General features: G+C 64.2%; 16 protein-coding genes. 7 read left to right on the top strand and 9 right to left on the bottom strand.

The genetic code is table 11. The features are described from left to right. The first annotated feature begins 7 nt into the window (after positions 1–7). The 3 genes from RJQ10_RS11350 to RJQ10_RS11340 all read left to right on the top strand — a co-directional run bounded on the left by RJQ10_RS11350 (position 8) and on the right by RJQ10_RS11340 (position 2,396). A complete protein-coding gene (locus RJQ10_RS11350; RefSeq protein ID WP_350146636.1) occupies positions 8–250 on the top strand; it encodes a hypothetical protein in 243 nt (80 codons plus the stop codon). 179 nt (positions 251–429) lie between these two features. Continuing rightward, positions 430–1,800, top strand: coding sequence for an FAD-dependent oxidoreductase (locus RJQ10_RS11345; RefSeq protein ID WP_350146634.1), 1,371 nt, complete (start codon positions 430–432; stop codon positions 1,798–1,800). Then, positions 1,797–2,396, top strand: coding sequence for a DUF1415 domain-containing protein (locus RJQ10_RS11340; RefSeq protein WP_350146700.1), 600 nt, complete (start codon positions 1,797–1,799; stop codon positions 2,394–2,396). Before RJQ10_RS11345 ends, RJQ10_RS11340 begins: the two co-directional genes overlap by 4 nt. Before the next feature lie 7 nt (positions 2,397–2,403). Here RJQ10_RS11340 and recG read toward each other — a convergent pair whose 3' ends face one another. Continuing rightward, entirely contained in the window at positions 2,404–4,500 is a 2,097-nt protein-coding gene (recG, locus tag RJQ10_RS11335) for an ATP-dependent DNA helicase RecG (RefSeq protein WP_350146632.1), read from the bottom strand. Between the two features lie 119 nt (positions 4,501–4,619). Between recG and RJQ10_RS11330 the strand changes: the two genes are divergently transcribed. Then, entirely contained in the window at positions 4,620–5,489 is an 870-nt protein-coding gene (locus tag RJQ10_RS11330; RefSeq protein WP_350146630.1) for a Rossmann-fold NAD(P)-binding domain-containing protein, read from the top strand. Positions 5,490–5,505: 16 nt separating this feature from the next. On the opposite strand, the gene RJQ10_RS11325 is transcribed toward RJQ10_RS11330, so the two are convergent. The 5 genes from RJQ10_RS11325 to RJQ10_RS11305 form a co-directional block, all read right to left on the bottom strand. Further along, on the bottom strand, positions 5,506–5,889 hold the full coding sequence (locus tag RJQ10_RS11325) for a RidA family protein (protein ID WP_350146628.1): 384 nt from the start codon (positions 5,887–5,889) through the stop codon (positions 5,506–5,508). Next, positions 5,886–8,042, bottom strand: a complete 2,157-nt coding sequence (gene spoT / locus RJQ10_RS11320) for a bifunctional GTP diphosphokinase/guanosine-3',5'-bis pyrophosphate 3'-pyrophosphohydrolase (protein WP_350146626.1) — start codon at positions 8,040–8,042, stop codon at positions 5,886–5,888. Before spoT ends, RJQ10_RS11325 begins: the two co-directional genes overlap by 4 nt. 41 nt (positions 8,043–8,083) lie before the next feature. Continuing rightward, complete coding sequence (rpoZ, locus tag RJQ10_RS11315; RefSeq protein ID WP_350146624.1) at positions 8,084–8,347, bottom strand: DNA-directed RNA polymerase subunit omega; 264 nt, start codon at positions 8,345–8,347, stop codon at positions 8,084–8,086. Positions 8,348–8,458: 111 nt separating this feature from the next. Further along, the gene (gmk, locus tag RJQ10_RS11310) at positions 8,459–9,079 is read right to left on the bottom strand and encodes a guanylate kinase (protein WP_350146622.1); all 621 of its coding nucleotides are present in this window, start codon (positions 9,077–9,079) and stop codon (positions 8,459–8,461) included. 87 nt (positions 9,080–9,166) lie between these two features. After that, positions 9,167–10,039 (bottom strand): YicC/YloC family endoribonuclease, encoded by an 873-nt coding sequence (locus RJQ10_RS11305; protein WP_350146620.1) that lies wholly within the window; start codon positions 10,037–10,039, stop codon positions 9,167–9,169. Positions 10,040–10,193: 154 nt separating this feature from the next. Here RJQ10_RS11305 and rph point away from each other — a divergent pair, with 154 nt between their 5' ends. Further along, positions 10,194–10,913, top strand: coding sequence for a ribonuclease PH (rph, locus tag RJQ10_RS11300; RefSeq protein ID WP_350146618.1), 720 nt, complete (start codon positions 10,194–10,196; stop codon positions 10,911–10,913). 100 nt (positions 10,914–11,013) lie between these two features. Here the strand turns inward: rph and RJQ10_RS11295 are convergent, their stop codons facing one another. Further along, entirely contained in the window at positions 11,014–11,778 is a 765-nt protein-coding gene (locus RJQ10_RS11295) for an exodeoxyribonuclease III (RefSeq protein WP_350146616.1), read from the bottom strand. A 160-nt stretch (positions 11,779–11,938) separates the two neighbouring features. On the opposite strand from RJQ10_RS11295, the gene pyrE reads away from it, so the two are divergent. Next, positions 11,939–12,583: an orotate phosphoribosyltransferase gene (pyrE, locus tag RJQ10_RS11290; protein WP_350146614.1), complete on the top strand. Its 645-nt coding sequence runs from the start codon at positions 11,939–11,941 to the stop codon at positions 12,581–12,583. A 54-nt stretch (positions 12,584–12,637) separates the two neighbouring features. Further along, entirely contained in the window at positions 12,638–13,309 is a 672-nt protein-coding gene (locus RJQ10_RS11285; RefSeq protein WP_350146612.1) for a hypothetical protein, read from the top strand. On the opposite strand, the gene slmA is transcribed toward RJQ10_RS11285, so the two are convergent. Together slmA and argB are read right to left on the bottom strand one after the other, a co-directional pair. After that, entirely contained in the window at positions 13,306–13,947 is a 642-nt protein-coding gene (slmA, locus tag RJQ10_RS11280) for a nucleoid occlusion factor SlmA (protein ID WP_350146610.1), read from the bottom strand. The genes RJQ10_RS11285 and slmA overlap by 4 nt on opposite strands. A 93-nt stretch (positions 13,948–14,040) precedes the next feature. After that, on the bottom strand, positions 14,041–14,943 hold the full coding sequence (gene argB, locus RJQ10_RS11275) for an acetylglutamate kinase (protein WP_350146608.1): 903 nt from the start codon (positions 14,941–14,943) through the stop codon (positions 14,041–14,043). Between the last annotated feature and the right edge of the window lie 18 nt (positions 14,944–14,961).

The following is a 14,961-nucleotide window of genomic DNA, read 5'->3' as shown; positions in this document are numbered from 1 at the left end:
TGGAACAGTGATGAGATTGGTTGTGGTATTGGTAGCGCTGCTGATTGTTGGTCTTCTGGTGCAGAAGCAGCTGGGGGGCAGCAGTACTGTGGAACAGGCGGGACAGGGGGCGCAGCACGTGCGCGAGGGAGCGCCCCGGGTGCCGACCAACCCCGGGCAGCTGCAGGCATTTGAGCAGCAGATGGGTGACTACATGGCCGATGAGGCCGAGCGCAGGGCCAGGGAGATCGAGGCGGCGGAGCAGCAGTGACCGAAACCGGGACGAAGTTGAACCAGGGATCGGTTCAACGACTGCCCGACCGCAAAGCCCTTGCACAATTTTCATACAACCTTATAGTGTTGCGCTCGAAATTCGGCTGCTACTACCCCCGGTTGTCCGCGTTATCAGGGGAGGGTTGCCCGCATAACTGACAGAGAGCGAGAGTCCTTATGAGCAAGTGGGAATGCATTGTCTGCGGCCTGGTCTATGACGAAAAAGAGGGTTGGCCGGACGATGGCATCGCCCCGGGCACCAAGTGGGAGGATGTGCCCGAGGACTGGCTGTGTCCGGATTGCGGCGTCGGCAAAGAGGATTTCGAGCTGATCGAGGAGGCTCCCGTTGACGAGACGCCCCACCACGAGGAGCCGGTAGCGGACAAGGTGCACCCACCGGTGGTGATTATCGGCACTGGTCTCGCGGGCTACGGTCTCGCCAAGGAGTTCCGCAAACACGACAGCGAAACACCGCTGATCCTGATTAGCTCCGATGACGGTCGCGCCTACTCCAAGCCCATGCTGTCCACCGGCTACACCAAGGACACCAGCGCCGATGACCTGGCCCAGCTGGATGCCGGCTCCATGGCCAAGCAGCTCAAGGCCAGCGTCTGGACCATGACCCAGGTCAGCGACATTGACACCGCGCAGCAGGTGATCCGGGTGGGAGACGCGAAAACCGCGATCCACTACGGCAAGCTGGTGCTGGCGCTGGGTGCCCAGACCATCCAGCCGCCCATCGCGGGCGACGCGCTGGAGCTGGTGTATTCGGTCAACGACTTGCTGGACTACGACGATTTCCGCACAGCGATGGCCAAGAACAAGGTCCGCAAGGTCTGCATCATCGGCGGTGGGCTGATCGGCTGCGAATTCACCAACGACCTGCTCAACGGCGGCTTCGAGGTGGAAGCGGTGGACCCGCTGGGCTACTGCCTGCCGACCCTGCTGCCTGAAGCCGCGGGCAAGGCCGTGCAGGCAGCGCTGGAAGAGAAGGGCGCAAAGTTCCATTTTGGCCCTCTGGTGACGGCGGTGAACAAGGCAGAAGACGGCGTTGTCGTGAGCCTCAACAATGGCCATACCATCGCCGCGGACATCGTGGTCTCGGCGGTGGGTGTGCGTCCCCGCGTCGATCTGGCGAAGGCTGCCGGTATCGAGGTCAACCGCGGCATCGTCACCAACCGCCTGCTGGAAACCAGCGCTGCCAACGTCTATGCGCTGGGCGATTGCGCCGAAGTGGCCGGCCACGTGCTGGTCTATGTGGCGCCGCTGGTGGCAGCTTCGCGGGCGCTGGGCAAGACCCTGGCGGGTGAGCCCACCGAGGTGGTCTATCCGCCGATGCCGGTGACGATCAAGACCCCGGCCTGCCCCGTGGTGGTAGCGCCGCCGGCGGCGGGTGCCGCGGGCGAGTGGAAGATCGAGGCGGAAGGCAACAATGTCCGCGCCGAATTCCGCAGCACTGGCGGCGACCTGCTGGGCTTTGCCCTGACTGGCGATGCGACCAGGGCCAAGATCGAGCTGCAGAAGGCGCTGCCGGCGATCCTGCCCTGAGCCCCGGCGGCACCGGGATCCGCGGGGCGGCCCTCGGCGTCGACCGGGCGGAGCGCCAGCTGCGCGCCTGGCTGGAAAGCTGCGTGGTCGGCCTCAACCTCTGCCCTTTCGCCCGGCCCCTGCTACAGGGGCCCGGTTTGCGCATAGCGGTCTGTACTGCCGACGACAGCGAGCAGGGCCTGCAGCAGATGCGGGCCTCTCTGCTGCGCGAACTGGACCTGCTGCAGGGCAGTAGCGCAGATGAAATCGCCACCACGCTGCTGGCCTATACCGGCGGCCTGTCCCGCTTTGACGACTACCTCGATTTTCTCGACCAGGCCAACATGCTGCTGGAGGCCGCTGGCCTGGAAGGGGTTATCCAGCTGGCCAGTTTCCATCCCGACTACCAGTTCGCGGGGGAAGCGCCCGACGCCGCCAGCCATTACAGCAACCGCGCGCCGCTGCCGGTAATCCACCTGCTGCGGGAGGACATGCTGGAGCGTGCGCTGGCTGCCTGGCCCGAACCGGAAAACATCCCCCGGGCCAATATTGCCCGTCTGAACAGCATGGGCCGGGAGGAACTGGCCGCCCGCCTGGCTCGCCTGCGGGCGCTCTGACGGGCCCTCAGACTTCGGCGAAGCGTGCCTTGCTGCCGGTCCAGCGCTGGATCAGCTCGTCGACAATGGCCGGGTCGCCGCCCTGCAGGTTTGCGGCGATAGCCTGTACCCGCTCCAGCAGGTGGTTGTGGGTCGGCAGCTCGGCGATGCGGAAAGCCAGCAGACCGGTTTGGCGCGTACCCAGCACTTCTCCCGGGCCCCGCAGCTCCAGGTCCCGCTCGGCGATGTAGAAGCCGTCGTTGCTCTCGCGCATGGCCACCAGGCGCTGCTTGCCGCTGCGCGACAGCGGCGCCTGATAGAGCAACACACAGTGACTGGCGCCTCCGCCGCGTCCGACCCGGCCTCGCAACTGGTGCAGCTGCGCCAGCCCCAGCCGCTCCGGGTTTTCGATGATCATCAGGCTCGCATTGGCGACATCGACACCCACTTCAATCACCGTGGTCGCCACCAGCAGCGCCACCGCGCCCGCCTTGAACGCGGCCATGACGGCCGCTTTTTCCGCGGGTTTCATTCGCCCGTGCACCAGGCCCACCGACAGATCCGGCAGCGCTTCCCGCAGCAGTTGCGCGGTCGCTTCCGCCGCCTGGGCCTGCAGGGCATCGCTCTCCTCAATCAGGGTACAGACCCAGTAGGCCTGGCGGCCCTCGGCGCAGGCGCTGGCAACCCGGCTCATGACCTGATCCCGGCGCTGGCTGTCCACCAGCAGGGTTGTCACTGGCTGCCTGCCCGGCGGCAGTTCATCGATGACCGAGCAGTCGAGGTCGGCATAGGCCACCATCGACAGGGTGCGCGGGATGGGAGTGGCGGTCAGCACCAGCTGGTGCGGGCGACCGTCGATGCCCGCCTTCTCACTCAGCGCGAGACGCTGGTGCACGCCGAACTTGTGCTGCTCGTCGACCATGACCAGGCCCAGGCGATGGAAGGCTACATCCTCCTGGAACAGGGCATGGGTGCCGATCACCATGGCCGCCTCGCCGGAGGCGATTCTCGCTGTCGCGGCCTTGCGGGCCCTGCCCTTCACCCGCCCGCTGAGCCATTCCAGGTCAATGCCCAGGGCTTCGAACCAGCCGCCAAAATTGAGCCGGTGCTGTTCGGCGAGAATCTCCGTGGGGGCCATCAACGCCACCTGGTAGCCGTTGGCGATTGCCTGCAGCGCGGCGTGAGCCGCAACCAGGGTCTTGCCGGAACCGACATCCCCCTGGACCAGGCGCAGCATGGGCAGGGGTTGCGCCAGATCCTGGCCGATTTCCGCCATCACCCGCAACTGGGCAGCGGTGGGGCTGAAGGGGAGCCCGGCCAACAGGGACCGCTGCAGCGCAGCTGCCCGGCCCTGCGGCAGGGACGGCGCGGCTCTTTGTTGCTGTTTCTCCCGCAGTCGCAGGAGCGACAGGTTGTGCGCGACGAGCTCTTCCAGTGCCAGCCGCAACTGTGCCGGATGGGTTCCCCCCAACAGCGCCTGCAACGGCGCGTCCGGCGGCGGTGCGTGCAGGTAGCGCAGGGCCTCCACCAGAGTGAAGCGCTGTCCGCTGCCGGTGGGCAGGAGATCCCTGGGCTGGGCCCGTTCCAGCTGCTGCAGGGCCTGGGCGCAGAGCTTGCGCCACTGGGCCTGCCCGATCCCGCTGGTGGTCGGATACACCGGTGTCAGGGTCGCGTCCCCGGCGGCGCCCGCAGCGCCGGCGAACCCGTCGTCGTCATCGTCCGCGAGCAGGCGGTACTCCGGGTGGAAGATCTCATAGCCACTGGCACCGCGCCGTATCTGGCCGAAGCAGCGCAGCCTGGTGCCGGGCTGCAGACCCTTCTTCTGCGCCGCGCTGAAGTGGAAGAAGCGCAGGGTGAGGGTGCCGGTGCCGTCCTGGATCCGCGCCACCAGGCTCCGCCGCCGGCCGAACACGATGTCCGCGAGACGCACCTCGCCCTCGACGGACACCTCGCCCCCTTCCTGCAACGCGGCGATCGGGGTGACCCGGGTGCGGTCCTGGTAGCGCAGGGGCAAGTGAAACAGCAGGTCCTCTACCTGGCTGATGCCGTAGTCTTCCAGCTGCCGGGCGAGACGTGGACCGACCCCCCGCAGCGCGGTAACCGGCTGGGGTTCAAGCACGGCCAAGACTGGAGACTCCGGGGAGGGTGGTGCGGGCACCTGCGCAGGGGGTGCAGTACACTGTGATCACGGCGTTGGGCCCGTTGGGTCGAAGCTGCACAGTGTAACCAGTCAGGGAAGGGCAGATGAAGGGCAAAAGCGTTTTGATTGTCGGTTGTGGTGACCTCGGGGCCCGCGCCGGCGGTATCCTGCAGCAGGAGGGCTGGTCGGTGACGGGTCTGCGGCGGAATACCCGCTCCCTGCCCCGGGGTTTTGCCGGGATTGCTGCGGACTACGCCGCCGAGGACACCTCTCTGACCATGCTGGAAGCACTGGCGCCGGACTTTGTCATTCTTACCCTGAAGCCGACCGGCGGCGGCGAGGCCGGATACCGCGCGGGATTCAGCCGGGCCATGCGCAAGGTGCTCGCTGGCCTGGGCAGGCATCGTCCGGCGGGCGTCGTGATGGTGTCCAGTACCCGTGTCTACGCGGAGGCAGGGGGCGGCTGGGTAGAGGATGACAGCCCCCTGGCAAGCGCTGATCCCGCCGCCCTGGCGATTATCGACGCTGAGCGGCAACTACTCGATTCGGAGCACCCGGCTTGTGTGCTGCGCTGTGCCGGTATCTACGGCCAGCCCGAGGGCTATCTGCTGCGCCGGATCGCCGGTGGCGAGCTGTGCCCGCAGACGCCGCTGCGCTACAGCAACCGGATTCACCGGGATGATGTGGGGGGCTTGCTGGCCTGGTTGCTGCAACAATGGCAGCGGGGTGTCGCCCCGGCACGAACCATGATTGCGGTCGACAACGCGCCCGCGCCGCAGTTCGAGGTCGAACTCTGGCTGGCGCAGGCGCTGGGTATTGCCGAGTGGCGCAACCGCGTCGATGGCATGCGCGCAGGTGGCCACAAGCGCTGCCGCAACCTGGCCCTCAGGGCCAGCGGTTACAGGCTCAAGTATCCTGACTATCGAGCAGGTTATACCGCGGTACTGGAGGAACGCCCGCTGCCGGGCGACTGAAGCGGGCGCCGGGGTGTCAGAGGGCCAGGATTGCCTCGACTTCGATAGCGACACCCTTGGGCAGGCCGGCAACCTGGACACAGGCCCGGGCCGGGAAGGGGGCCTGCAGGAATTCCGCCATCACCTCGTTGACGGTGGCAAAGTCGCCCATGTCGGTCAGCGAGATATTGATCTTCACCGCGCTGTTGAGCGTGCCGCCGGCGGCTTCGGCCACGGCAGCCAGGTTGCTGAACACCTGTTGGGCCTGGGCGCGGATGTCCCCGGTGACCAGTTCCATGGTGCCGGGCACCAGCGGAATCTGGCCGGAGAGCCACACGGTGTTACCCACCTTGACTGCCTGGGAGTAGGGTCCGATCGCGGCGGGGGCGTCGGGGCTGGAGATGATGGCGCGGTTGGTCATTTGCCTGTTCCCTGCTTGGGGCGCCGTGCGGGCGCCTCGTTCTTGAGTCGCGATACCCGGCGCACCGAGTTGACGGTGCGCAGGCGCTTCATGATCCGCGCGAGGTGGATCCGGTTGTTGACCTGCATGGCGAGGTCGACGTAAGTGAACTGGTAATCCTTGTCTTCGGTGGAGATCTTCTCGATGTTCACGCCCATGCTGTTGATACGCGTGGCGAGCACCGCGATCATGCCGCGGCGGTTTTCCACTTCTATCCTCAGTTCGGTAAGGTACTCGCCCTGTACCTGTTCATCCCAGCGCAGCGCCACCAGGCGCTCGCGGTTCTCGCGCATCTCCGCCAGGTTCTTGCAGCGCTCGCGGTGCACCACCACGCCTTTTTCCGAGCTCAGGTAGCCCTCGATGGGGTCGCCCGGAATCGGGTGGCAGCAGCGCGCGTAGGTGACCATGAAGCCCTCGGTGCCGCGGATGGCCATGGGCTGCGGCTTCTGCTCCGCCGGCTCCAGCTGGCCTGCCGCCAGCTCCCCGAGAATCTGCTGGGCAGTAATGGGTGGCAGCCGGTTGCCGCGGGCGATGTCTTCCAGCAGGTCATCCAGGGCGGCGTACTCGTGCCGTTTCAGGTAGTCCTGCATCTGGCTGGCGGGAAGCTGTTCCAGGCTGCTGTCGAAGGCCTGCAGGGCCTTGTCCAGCAGGCGCCGCCCGAGGGCGACAGAGTCCTCCCGGGTCTGGTGCTTGAGAAAGTGGCGGATATTGGTCCGCGCCTTGGCGGTAACCGCGTAGTTGAACCAGGAGGGGTTCGGGCGCGCCCCCGGCGCGGTGAGGATCTCAACGGTCTGGCCGCTCTGCAGGGGCTCTGACAGGGGCGCCAGCCGCCGGTTGATGCGGCAGGCCACGCAGCTGTTGCCGACGTCCGTGTGCACCGCGTAGGCGAAATCCACGGCGGTGGCGCCGCGGGGCAGCTCCAGGATGCGGCCCTTGGGTGTGAACACGTAAATCTCGTCCGGGAACAGGTCGATCTTGACGCTTTCGATGAACTCCAGCGAATTGCCGGCCCGCTGCTGCATTTCCAGCAGCCCCTGCACCCATTCCCGGGCCCTGGCGTGGCTGCCGTTGGCGGACTGGCCATCGCTCTTGTACAGCCAGTGCGCGGCGATTCCGTTGTTCGCCATCTCCTCCATTTCCCGGGTCCGGATCTGGATTTCAATGGGTACACCATGCATGCCCATCAGCACCGTGTGCAGGGACTGGTAGCCGTTGGCCTTGGGGATCGCGATATAGTCGCTGAACTCTCCCGGCACCGGCTTGTAGAGGCTGTGTACGGAGCCCAGCACCCGGTAGCAGGTATCCACCGAGTCGACGATGATGCGGAAGGCATAGATGTCCATGATTTCCGCGAAGGACTTCTTCTTCGACTTCATCTTGCTGTAGATGCTGTAGAGGTGCTTCTCGCGGCCAATCACCTCGACATCGTGGCCCTCCTGCTCCAGGGTGGACTCGATCTGGTGGCGGATCTTGTCGACCAGCTCCTTGCGGTGGCCGCTGCCGGCCCGCATCGCCGCTGCAATGCGGGTGGCGCGCATGGGATAGAGAGCGCTGAAGCCAAGGTCCTCGAACTCGATGCGCACCGAGTTCATGCCCAGGCGCATGGCGATGGGAGCGTAGATTTCCAGGGTTTCGCGGGCGATCCGGCGGGCCTTGTCCTGGGGCAGGACACCGAGGGTACGCATGTTGTGCAGGCGGTCCGCCAGTTTCACCAGGATCACGCGGATGTCCCTGGCCATGGCCAGGGCCATTTTCTGGAAGTTTTCCGCCTGCTTTTCAGCCAGCGAGCTGAACTCCATCTGGGTCAGCTTGCTGACCCCGTCCACCAGTTCCGCCACCGCGGGCCCGAACTGGCTGCCAATGGAGTCCTTGTCGATGCCGGTATCTTCAATGACATCGTGCAACATGGCCGCCATCAGGCTCTGGTGGTCCATGTGCATGTCGGCGAGGATACCGGCAACGGCCAGGGGGTGGGTTACATAGGGCTCGCCGCTGCGCCGGATCTGCCCGAAGTGGGCCTGCTCGGCAAAGTAGTAGGCGCGCCGAACCTGCCGGGCCTGTTCGACGTCCAGGTAACTGCGGAGGGTGGAATCAAGGGCATCGATGGTTTGCATGTCAGTAATGGTACCTGCCTAGCAAGGATGCCCGAAAGACATCAGAAGGACTCGTGAGACGCCGCCATGACTTCGGCGAATTCCTCTTCCGCGTCCATTTCCTCTTCGCGGGTGAGGATGGACGAGGTGATCAGGCCCTCGGCAATTTCACGCAGGGCGATAACGGTGGGCTTGTCGGACTCTTCCTCCACCAGGGGATCCTTGCCGCCGGTGGCGATCTGGCGGGCGCGCTTGCTGGCGACCATCACCAGTTCAAAACGGTTATCTACATTTTCCAGACAATCTTCAACGGTTACGCGTGCCATCTGTCAATCAATCCTGTTGGGGTTAACGAACCCTCAATTATACCCGCATTGACGGGTTTAGGGTACAGCGGCGAATAGCCGCGAGGCGATGTGAATAATGCCGCTGACGAATCAGCTGTCGAGCAGATTCAGCAGCAGGTCGGTCAGCACTTCCTGCTGGCGGGGCGTTTGCAGCCGCTGGCAGACCACTATGGCCTCCAGCTCGGACAGGGCCTGGTCGAAGTCGTTGTTGACCACCAGGTAATCGGACTGGACGTAGTGCGACATCTCCTCGACCGCCTCTGCCAGGCGCGCGGCGATGATGCCCGGGTCGTCCTGGCCGCGGCCGGTGAGACGCTGCTCGAGGGCCTGTCGCGACGGTGGCAGGATGAATATGCCGCGGGTGGCGGGCAGCAGGCGCTTGACCTGCTCGGCTCCCTGCCAGTCGATCTCCAGAATGACGTCAGTGCCGGTGGCCAGCTGTTCCTCTACCCAGGCCTGGGAGGTGCCATACAGGTTGCCGAACACCCGCGCGTGTTCCAGAAAAGCGGCCTTGTCCAGCATGCGGAGAAACGCCGGCTCATCAATGAAGTGGTAGTTGACCCCGTCCTGTTCGCCCGGGCGCTGGGGTCGGGTGGTGTGGGATACCGAGACGCGCAGGCGCTCACAGCGCTCGATAAGCGCATTGACCAGGCTGGTCTTGCCGGCCCCGCTGGGGGCGGAGACGGTATACAGGGTGCCGGTGCCGCTCATGATCTGGGGCTGTCCTATTCCGGATGTGTACTGGGGGGCATTTTACACAGTGACGCGGGCCTTGGGGCAAGCAGTGTTGCTCCCCCGTTACTCAATGTTCTGAATCTGTTCCCGCATCTGCTCGATCAGGACCTTGAGCTGGACCGCGCTGTGGGTGCTGCTGCTGGCGATGGACTTGGAAGACAGGGTATTGGCCTCCCGGTTCAGCTCCTGCATCAGGAAATCCAGTCGTCGGCCGCAGGGGCCGCCCTGGTCGAGGGTGCGGCGCACCTCTTCCACATGGGTCTGCAGCCGGTCCAGTTCCTCGTCCACATCTGCCTTCTGGGCCAGGTAGACGAGCTCCTGCTCCAGTCGCCCGCTGTCGACCTCGACCTGCAACTCGGCCAGCCGCGCCTGCAGGCGGCTATTCTGCTGTGCCTTGAGCTCCGGCAGTAGTGCGCGGGTGGCCGCGGTTTCCTCCTCGACCTGCGCCAGCCGCTCCCGGATCAGGGTGGCCAGCTTGGCACCCTCCCGGGCGCGATTGTCGACCAGTGAATCCAGGGCCTGCTCGAACACGGCAGCGGCACTGACCTGGAGCGCTTCTTCATCTGTTGCAGGAACGCTGCACACGCCGGGAAACTGCAGCACCTCCAACGGGTTTAGCGGCTGCGCCTGTCCCAGTGCCCGGGTCACCTGGCTGGCGGCCTCAACGACCCGCCGCAGCTGCTCCTGGTTGATTTCCAGCGCCGGCAGCTGGTCGGACAGCGGTTGCAGCCGGAAAGCGCACTCCACCTTGCCCCGGGCCAGCTTCAAGGCGGCTTGCTGGCGCAACTTCCCCTCCAGGTTGCGCAGGGACTCCGGCAGCTTGAAGCCGCAATCCAGATAGCGGTGGTTGACGGTGCGGATCTCGACCGTGAGGGCGCCCTGTGCGGTCTCCAGGGACTCGCGGGCAAAGGCGGTCATGCTGTAAATGGCTGCCAAGGGGGTGCCTTACTACGCTGGGGGGAACGGGAAGTCTAGCAGTTTGCACAGCCAGCTCACAGGATTGCAATCCCGTAAGCGCACTCCCGGGCCTGCAGCGCGGCCATGGCTCGCGTATACTGTCGCGTTGCCATTCTGACCGGAGTTCCAGCCCATGCAAAGACCCAGTGGCCGCGCGCCCGCCGACCTGCGTACCGTCACCCTGACGCGCGACTATACCTGCCACGCCGAGGGCTCTGTGCTGGTGGAGTTCGGCGCCACCAAAGTCATCTGCACCGCTTCGGTGGATGCCGGGGTACCCCGGTTCCTGCGCGGAACCGGCAGCGGCTGGGTTACCGCCGAGTACGGCATGTTGCCGCGCTCCACCGGCTCGCGTATGGATCGCGAAGCCAGCCGCGGCAAGCAGGGCGGGCGCACACTGGAAATCCAGCGCCTTATCGGGCGCTCCCTGCGCTCCGCCGTGGACCTGAAAAAGCTGGGCGAGTACACCATTACCGTGGACTGCGATGTTATCCAGGCCGACGGTGGCACCCGCACCGCGGCCATCACCGGCGCCTGCGTGGCCCTGGTCGATGCCCTGAACCACCTCCAGCGCAAGAAACTGATTACCACCGAACCGCTGCTGCAGATGGTGGCTTCGGTGTCCGCGGGAATTTTCCAGTGCGTACCGGTGCTGGACCTGGACTACCGCGAGGACTCCAGGGCTGATACCGACATGAATGTGGTCATGGGTGAAGACGGCGGATTTATCGAAGTCCAGGGCACCGCTGAGGGCCAACCCTTTCACCGCGCCGAGATGGACGCCATGCTGGATCTTGCGGAGTCAGGTATCCGCCACCTGTTTGCCCTGCAAAAACAGGCCCTTGCGGGCTGAATCTTGTGCGGCGCTCAAAGGGCGGCTGAGATTTGGGCCCAGGTGGGCAATGCCTCTACTTGCCCGCCTGGCCCCAAATCCCAGACCGCCCCTCGCGCAGTCAGACCTCGATATCGTAGTCCATGATCACCGGCGCGTGACTGGAAAACACCCGCGCCTTGTAGAGCGCGCCATAATCCACAGCGTACTTCAGCCCCTTGGACACGACCTGGAAGTCGGTACGCCAGCCGTTCTCGCCGGGCTCACCGTCCGGCCACCAGCTGAACTCGTCGCTATCGGAATTGATTTCCCGGAAAGCATCTACATAGCCGGACTCGACCAGCTCGTCCATCCATTGCCGCTCTTCCGCCAGGAAACCGGGTGTGTTGCTGTTGCGCTCGGTATCCTGCACGTCGGCCGCGGTGTGGGCGATATGCCAGTTGCCGCAGATAATGAACTCCCTGCGCTTGTTGCGGATTTTCTGCAGGTGATGCTGCAGCAAGCCGTAGAATTCGGTCTTGCGCCGCAGCTGTTCGGCGTTGCCGGGTTCTGCGTAGGGCGCCAGCAGGCAACCCACGCTCAGGTTTTCATAGTCGGCCTGGATATAGCGGCCTTCCATGTCAAAGTCCGCGAAACCGAGGCCGGTCATGATGGCCTTGGGCAGCTTGCGGCAGTAGATGGCCACGCCGTCGGTTTTGCCGTCCATATGGTCGAAAAAGTAGGCGTTGTATTCCCGCGGGAAGTACAGGTCGTCGCGCAGGTCATACTCTGTGCAGCGCAGATCCTGGATACAGACGAAGTCCGCGTCCTGCTCGCTCAGCCAGTCATAAAAACCATTGCTGGCGGCGTGCTGGATGCCGTCGGCACTGAAACTGATGATCCTCATGCGTGGCCCCTTGCAGAGAGAGCGTGTATCATAAATTGGACAAGTCGGACGCCGGTTGATGGCGGCGAACAACCGCAGCCGCCCATAATAGCGGCGCTGCTGCGGAATCATAACCCCTATCCCCTCATTTCGCAGCTTTTACCCTGCACCGGATTAGCGCATGAATACATATCAGCAGGAGTTCATTGAACTGGCTCGCCGTTACGAGGTGCTCAAGTTTGGTGAATTTACCCTGAAATCGGGGCGCGTCAGCCCCTATTTCTTCAATGCTGGCGGTTTCGCCAGTGGCGCCGCCCTGGCGGCGCTGGGGCGTTGCTATGCCCAGAGTATTGTTGCCGCCGGGATCGAGTTTGACGTCATCCTGGGGCCAGCCTACAAGGGTATTCCGCTGGCGGCGGCAACCGCCATAGCCCTGGCCGACGGGCACGGACGCGACGTTCCCTTCGCCTACAATCGCAAGGAAGCCAAGACCCACGGCGAGGGCGGCGTCCTGGTGGGGGCTCCCCTCCGCGGACGGGTACTGGTGATTGACGATGTCATTACCGCCGGTACCGCAGTCCGTGAGGTCATCGCCATGATCGAGGCCGCCGGCGCCAGTCTCGCCGGGGTGGCCATTGGTCTCAACCGGCAGGAGCGCGGTGCCGGGGAGTTGTCGGCAATCCAGGAAATCGAAGCGGAGTTCGGTATACCGGTCCTCAGCATCATTGAGATGAACCACATCATCGCCTACCTCGAAGCTGCCGGGGACGATCACGCGGAGGCGCTGGCCGCCATGCGCAGCTATCGTCTGCGCTATGGGGTGTGACTTGTTTGCCCATGTGGCAGGCTCTATATTGGGAACATGACTGCAACGCGATATTTGCTATACCCAACTCTGGCGCTTCTTCTGTCGGGTCATGCCCTTTTCGCGCATGCCCAGGGCAAGGAGCTGTACCGCTATATCAACTCGGACGGGGTCGTCGTTGTCGACTATCAGGTGCCTCCCGAGTACGTTGCCGGAGGCTACGAGGTCCTCAACCTTCGCGGCGTGGTCCTGCGGGTAGTACCGCGAACGCCGACGGCGGAGGAACTGGCCGATGGCAGCTTCATCTCGGCTGAAGAGGAGGCGCGGTTGCGCCGGTACGACAAGGCCCTGCTGCTGCGCTATAGCACAGTGCCGGATATAGAGGCGGCCCGGGACCGGTCCCTCGGCGACCTGCGCATGCGGTTGAATATCCTGGAGAGCAATCGTCGAGGGTATAGCCAGCAGATTCAAAAATACCAGGCCCAGGCGGCTGATCTTGAGCGCCGCGGCACGGAGGTGGATCCGCAGCTACTGAAAACCATTGCCGAGTTGCAGAGGAAAGTGGTTTCCACTGAGCGGCAGATTGCAGAGCGCAGAGGCGACCTGGAGGAGGCAGAGGCGAGCTTTGCCGCCGATATCGAGCATTTCTTGCTGCTACAGGAAAATGTGCAGCTGCGGGGGGGGCCACCTGTTGTAGAGAACGCAGAGGACACCGATACCGGCACCGACACCGGGGAGGAGAACTAGGCTTGTCCCAGCAGTGACCCTGACTGCCCTGCGGCCGGGCTGGTAACGACCTGGCGGAAGAAGCCGTCCATCACCAGATCCCACTGTTCCTGCCAGTTCGCAGTGGGAGAGCGGGTAAAACCGCTGCGCACGAACTGGGCTATCCGCCCCTCGGCGGTTGCCATGAGCAGATTGGCTGCCGCTCCGAGGGGGATCACCGGTCGCAGGCCCTCGCGCAACTCCGCCTCCCTCAGCACCTGCTTTAATTGGGTTTCGTAACGGTCGAACAACTGCACGACTCGCTGATGGAGGCGCCCGGTCTCACCCGTCAGGGCGTCGCCGGTCAGAATGCGCGTGATACCCGGATTGCGCTCGGTGAACGCCAGCAGCAGCAGCAGCAGTTTGGCACAGCGCGCAGCGGCGCCGGGTTCTTCGTTGAGGATGATGCTGATGCGGGAGAACAGGGTGTCCTCAATGAATTCGATGAGTCCCTCAAACATCTTGCCCTTGCTGGGAAAGTGTCGGTACAGCGCAGCTTCCGAGACACCCACCTGGCGCGCCAGCCCTGCGGTGGTGATGCGGGTGCCGGGGCCGGCCTCCAGCATCTGGGCAAGCGCTTCCAGGATCTGCTGGCGGCGTTGGGACTTTTTTGGCGGCATGACGCTCACGATCGGCAGAGGATTCGATAATGCTAGCGGCTCACCGGCGGTCCTGCAATAACTCCGGGCCGACGGCGGGGCTTTTTTGCGGCCTCAACCCGGGCGGCTGGTAATCAGGGTCCCTATTCCGATGTCGGTAAAGATTTCCAGCAAAACGGCGTGGGGTACCCTGCCGTCGATAATATGGGCACTGGCAACCCCGGACTTTACCGCATCCAGGGCACAGCCGATCTTGGGTAGCATGCCGCCGCTGATGGTGCCGTCGGCAATCAGCCCGTCCACCTGCCCGGTGCTGAGGCCGGTAAGGATATTGCCGTCCTTGTCCAGTAGACCGGAGACGTTGGTCAGCAACATGAGCTTCTCGGCACGGATTACCTGGGCGATTTTCCCCGCCACAAGATCTGCGTTGATATTGTAGGTGTTCCCCTCCCGATCAACGCCGATCGGTGCAATAACCGGAATGAAATGGCTGCCAAGGATGACCTGCAGCACTTCGGTGTCGATTTGCTCAACTTCCCCAACGTGACCGATATCGACAATTTCAGAAGCGCCCAGCTCCGGGCTGTAGCGGTTGACCCGCAGCTTGCGGGCGCGGATCAGCTGGCCATCCTTCCCGGTAACACCAATGGCTTTGCCGCCGGCGCGGCTGATGGAGGAGACGATCTCCTTGTTGACACTGCCGCCCAGCACCATCTCCACCACGTCCATGGTTTCGCTGTCGGTTACCCGCATGCCGTTCACGAACTCGGTGTGGATGTTGAGCTTCTTCAACAGCTCGCCGATCTGCGGGCCGCCACCGTGCACCACCACCGGGTTCATGCCGACAAGTTTCATCAGCACCACATCGCGAGCGAAGCTCTCGTGCAGCAGGGGGTCCACCATGGCATTGCCGCCGAACTTGACCACAATGGTCTTGCCGGTGAAACGCTGGATGTAGGGCAGGGCTTCGGTCAATACCCTGGCGATATTCATGGCCGATTCGCGATCGAGTGACATAACGGTTCCTGCACAGGG

Origin of the sequence: Haliea sp., from assembly GCF_040222615.1 — a bacterium.
Taxonomy (GTDB): Bacteria; Pseudomonadota; Gammaproteobacteria; order Pseudomonadales; family Halieaceae; genus Haliea.
The sequence above is the reverse complement of the archived record's forward strand: the minus strand, read 5'-3'. Positions and strand labels throughout refer to the sequence as shown.

Excerpts from the sequence above, each read along its gene's own strand:
- RJQ10_RS11345 (WP_350146634.1), top strand. The coding sequence starts at position 430 with ATGAGCAAGTGGGAATGCATTGTCTGCGGCCTGGTCTATGACGAAAAA.
- RJQ10_RS11330 (WP_350146630.1), top strand. The coding sequence starts at position 4,620 with ATGAAGGGCAAAAGCGTTTTGATTGTCGGTTGTGGTGACCTCGGGGCC.
- RJQ10_RS11325 (WP_350146628.1), bottom strand. The coding sequence starts at position 5,889 with ATGACCAACCGCGCCATCATCTCCAGCCCCGACGCCCCCGCCGCGATC.
- spoT (WP_350146626.1), bottom strand. The coding sequence starts at position 8,042 with ATGCAAACCATCGATGCCCTTGATTCCACCCTCCGCAGTTACCTGGAC.
- rpoZ (WP_350146624.1), bottom strand. The coding sequence starts at position 8,347 with ATGGCACGCGTAACCGTTGAAGATTGTCTGGAAAATGTAGATAACCGT.
- gmk (WP_350146622.1), bottom strand. The coding sequence starts at position 9,079 with ATGAGCGGCACCGGCACCCTGTATACCGTCTCCGCCCCCAGCGGGGCC.
- rph (WP_350146618.1), top strand. The coding sequence starts at position 10,194 with ATGCAAAGACCCAGTGGCCGCGCGCCCGCCGACCTGCGTACCGTCACC.
- RJQ10_RS11295 (WP_350146616.1), bottom strand. The coding sequence starts at position 11,778 with ATGAGGATCATCAGTTTCAGTGCCGACGGCATCCAGCACGCCGCCAGC.
- pyrE (WP_350146614.1), top strand. The coding sequence starts at position 11,939 with ATGAATACATATCAGCAGGAGTTCATTGAACTGGCTCGCCGTTACGAG.
- slmA (WP_350146610.1), bottom strand. The coding sequence starts at position 13,947 with ATGCCGCCAAAAAAGTCCCAACGCCGCCAGCAGATCCTGGAAGCGCTT.
- argB (WP_350146608.1), bottom strand. The coding sequence starts at position 14,943 with ATGTCACTCGATCGCGAATCGGCCATGAATATCGCCAGGGTATTGACC.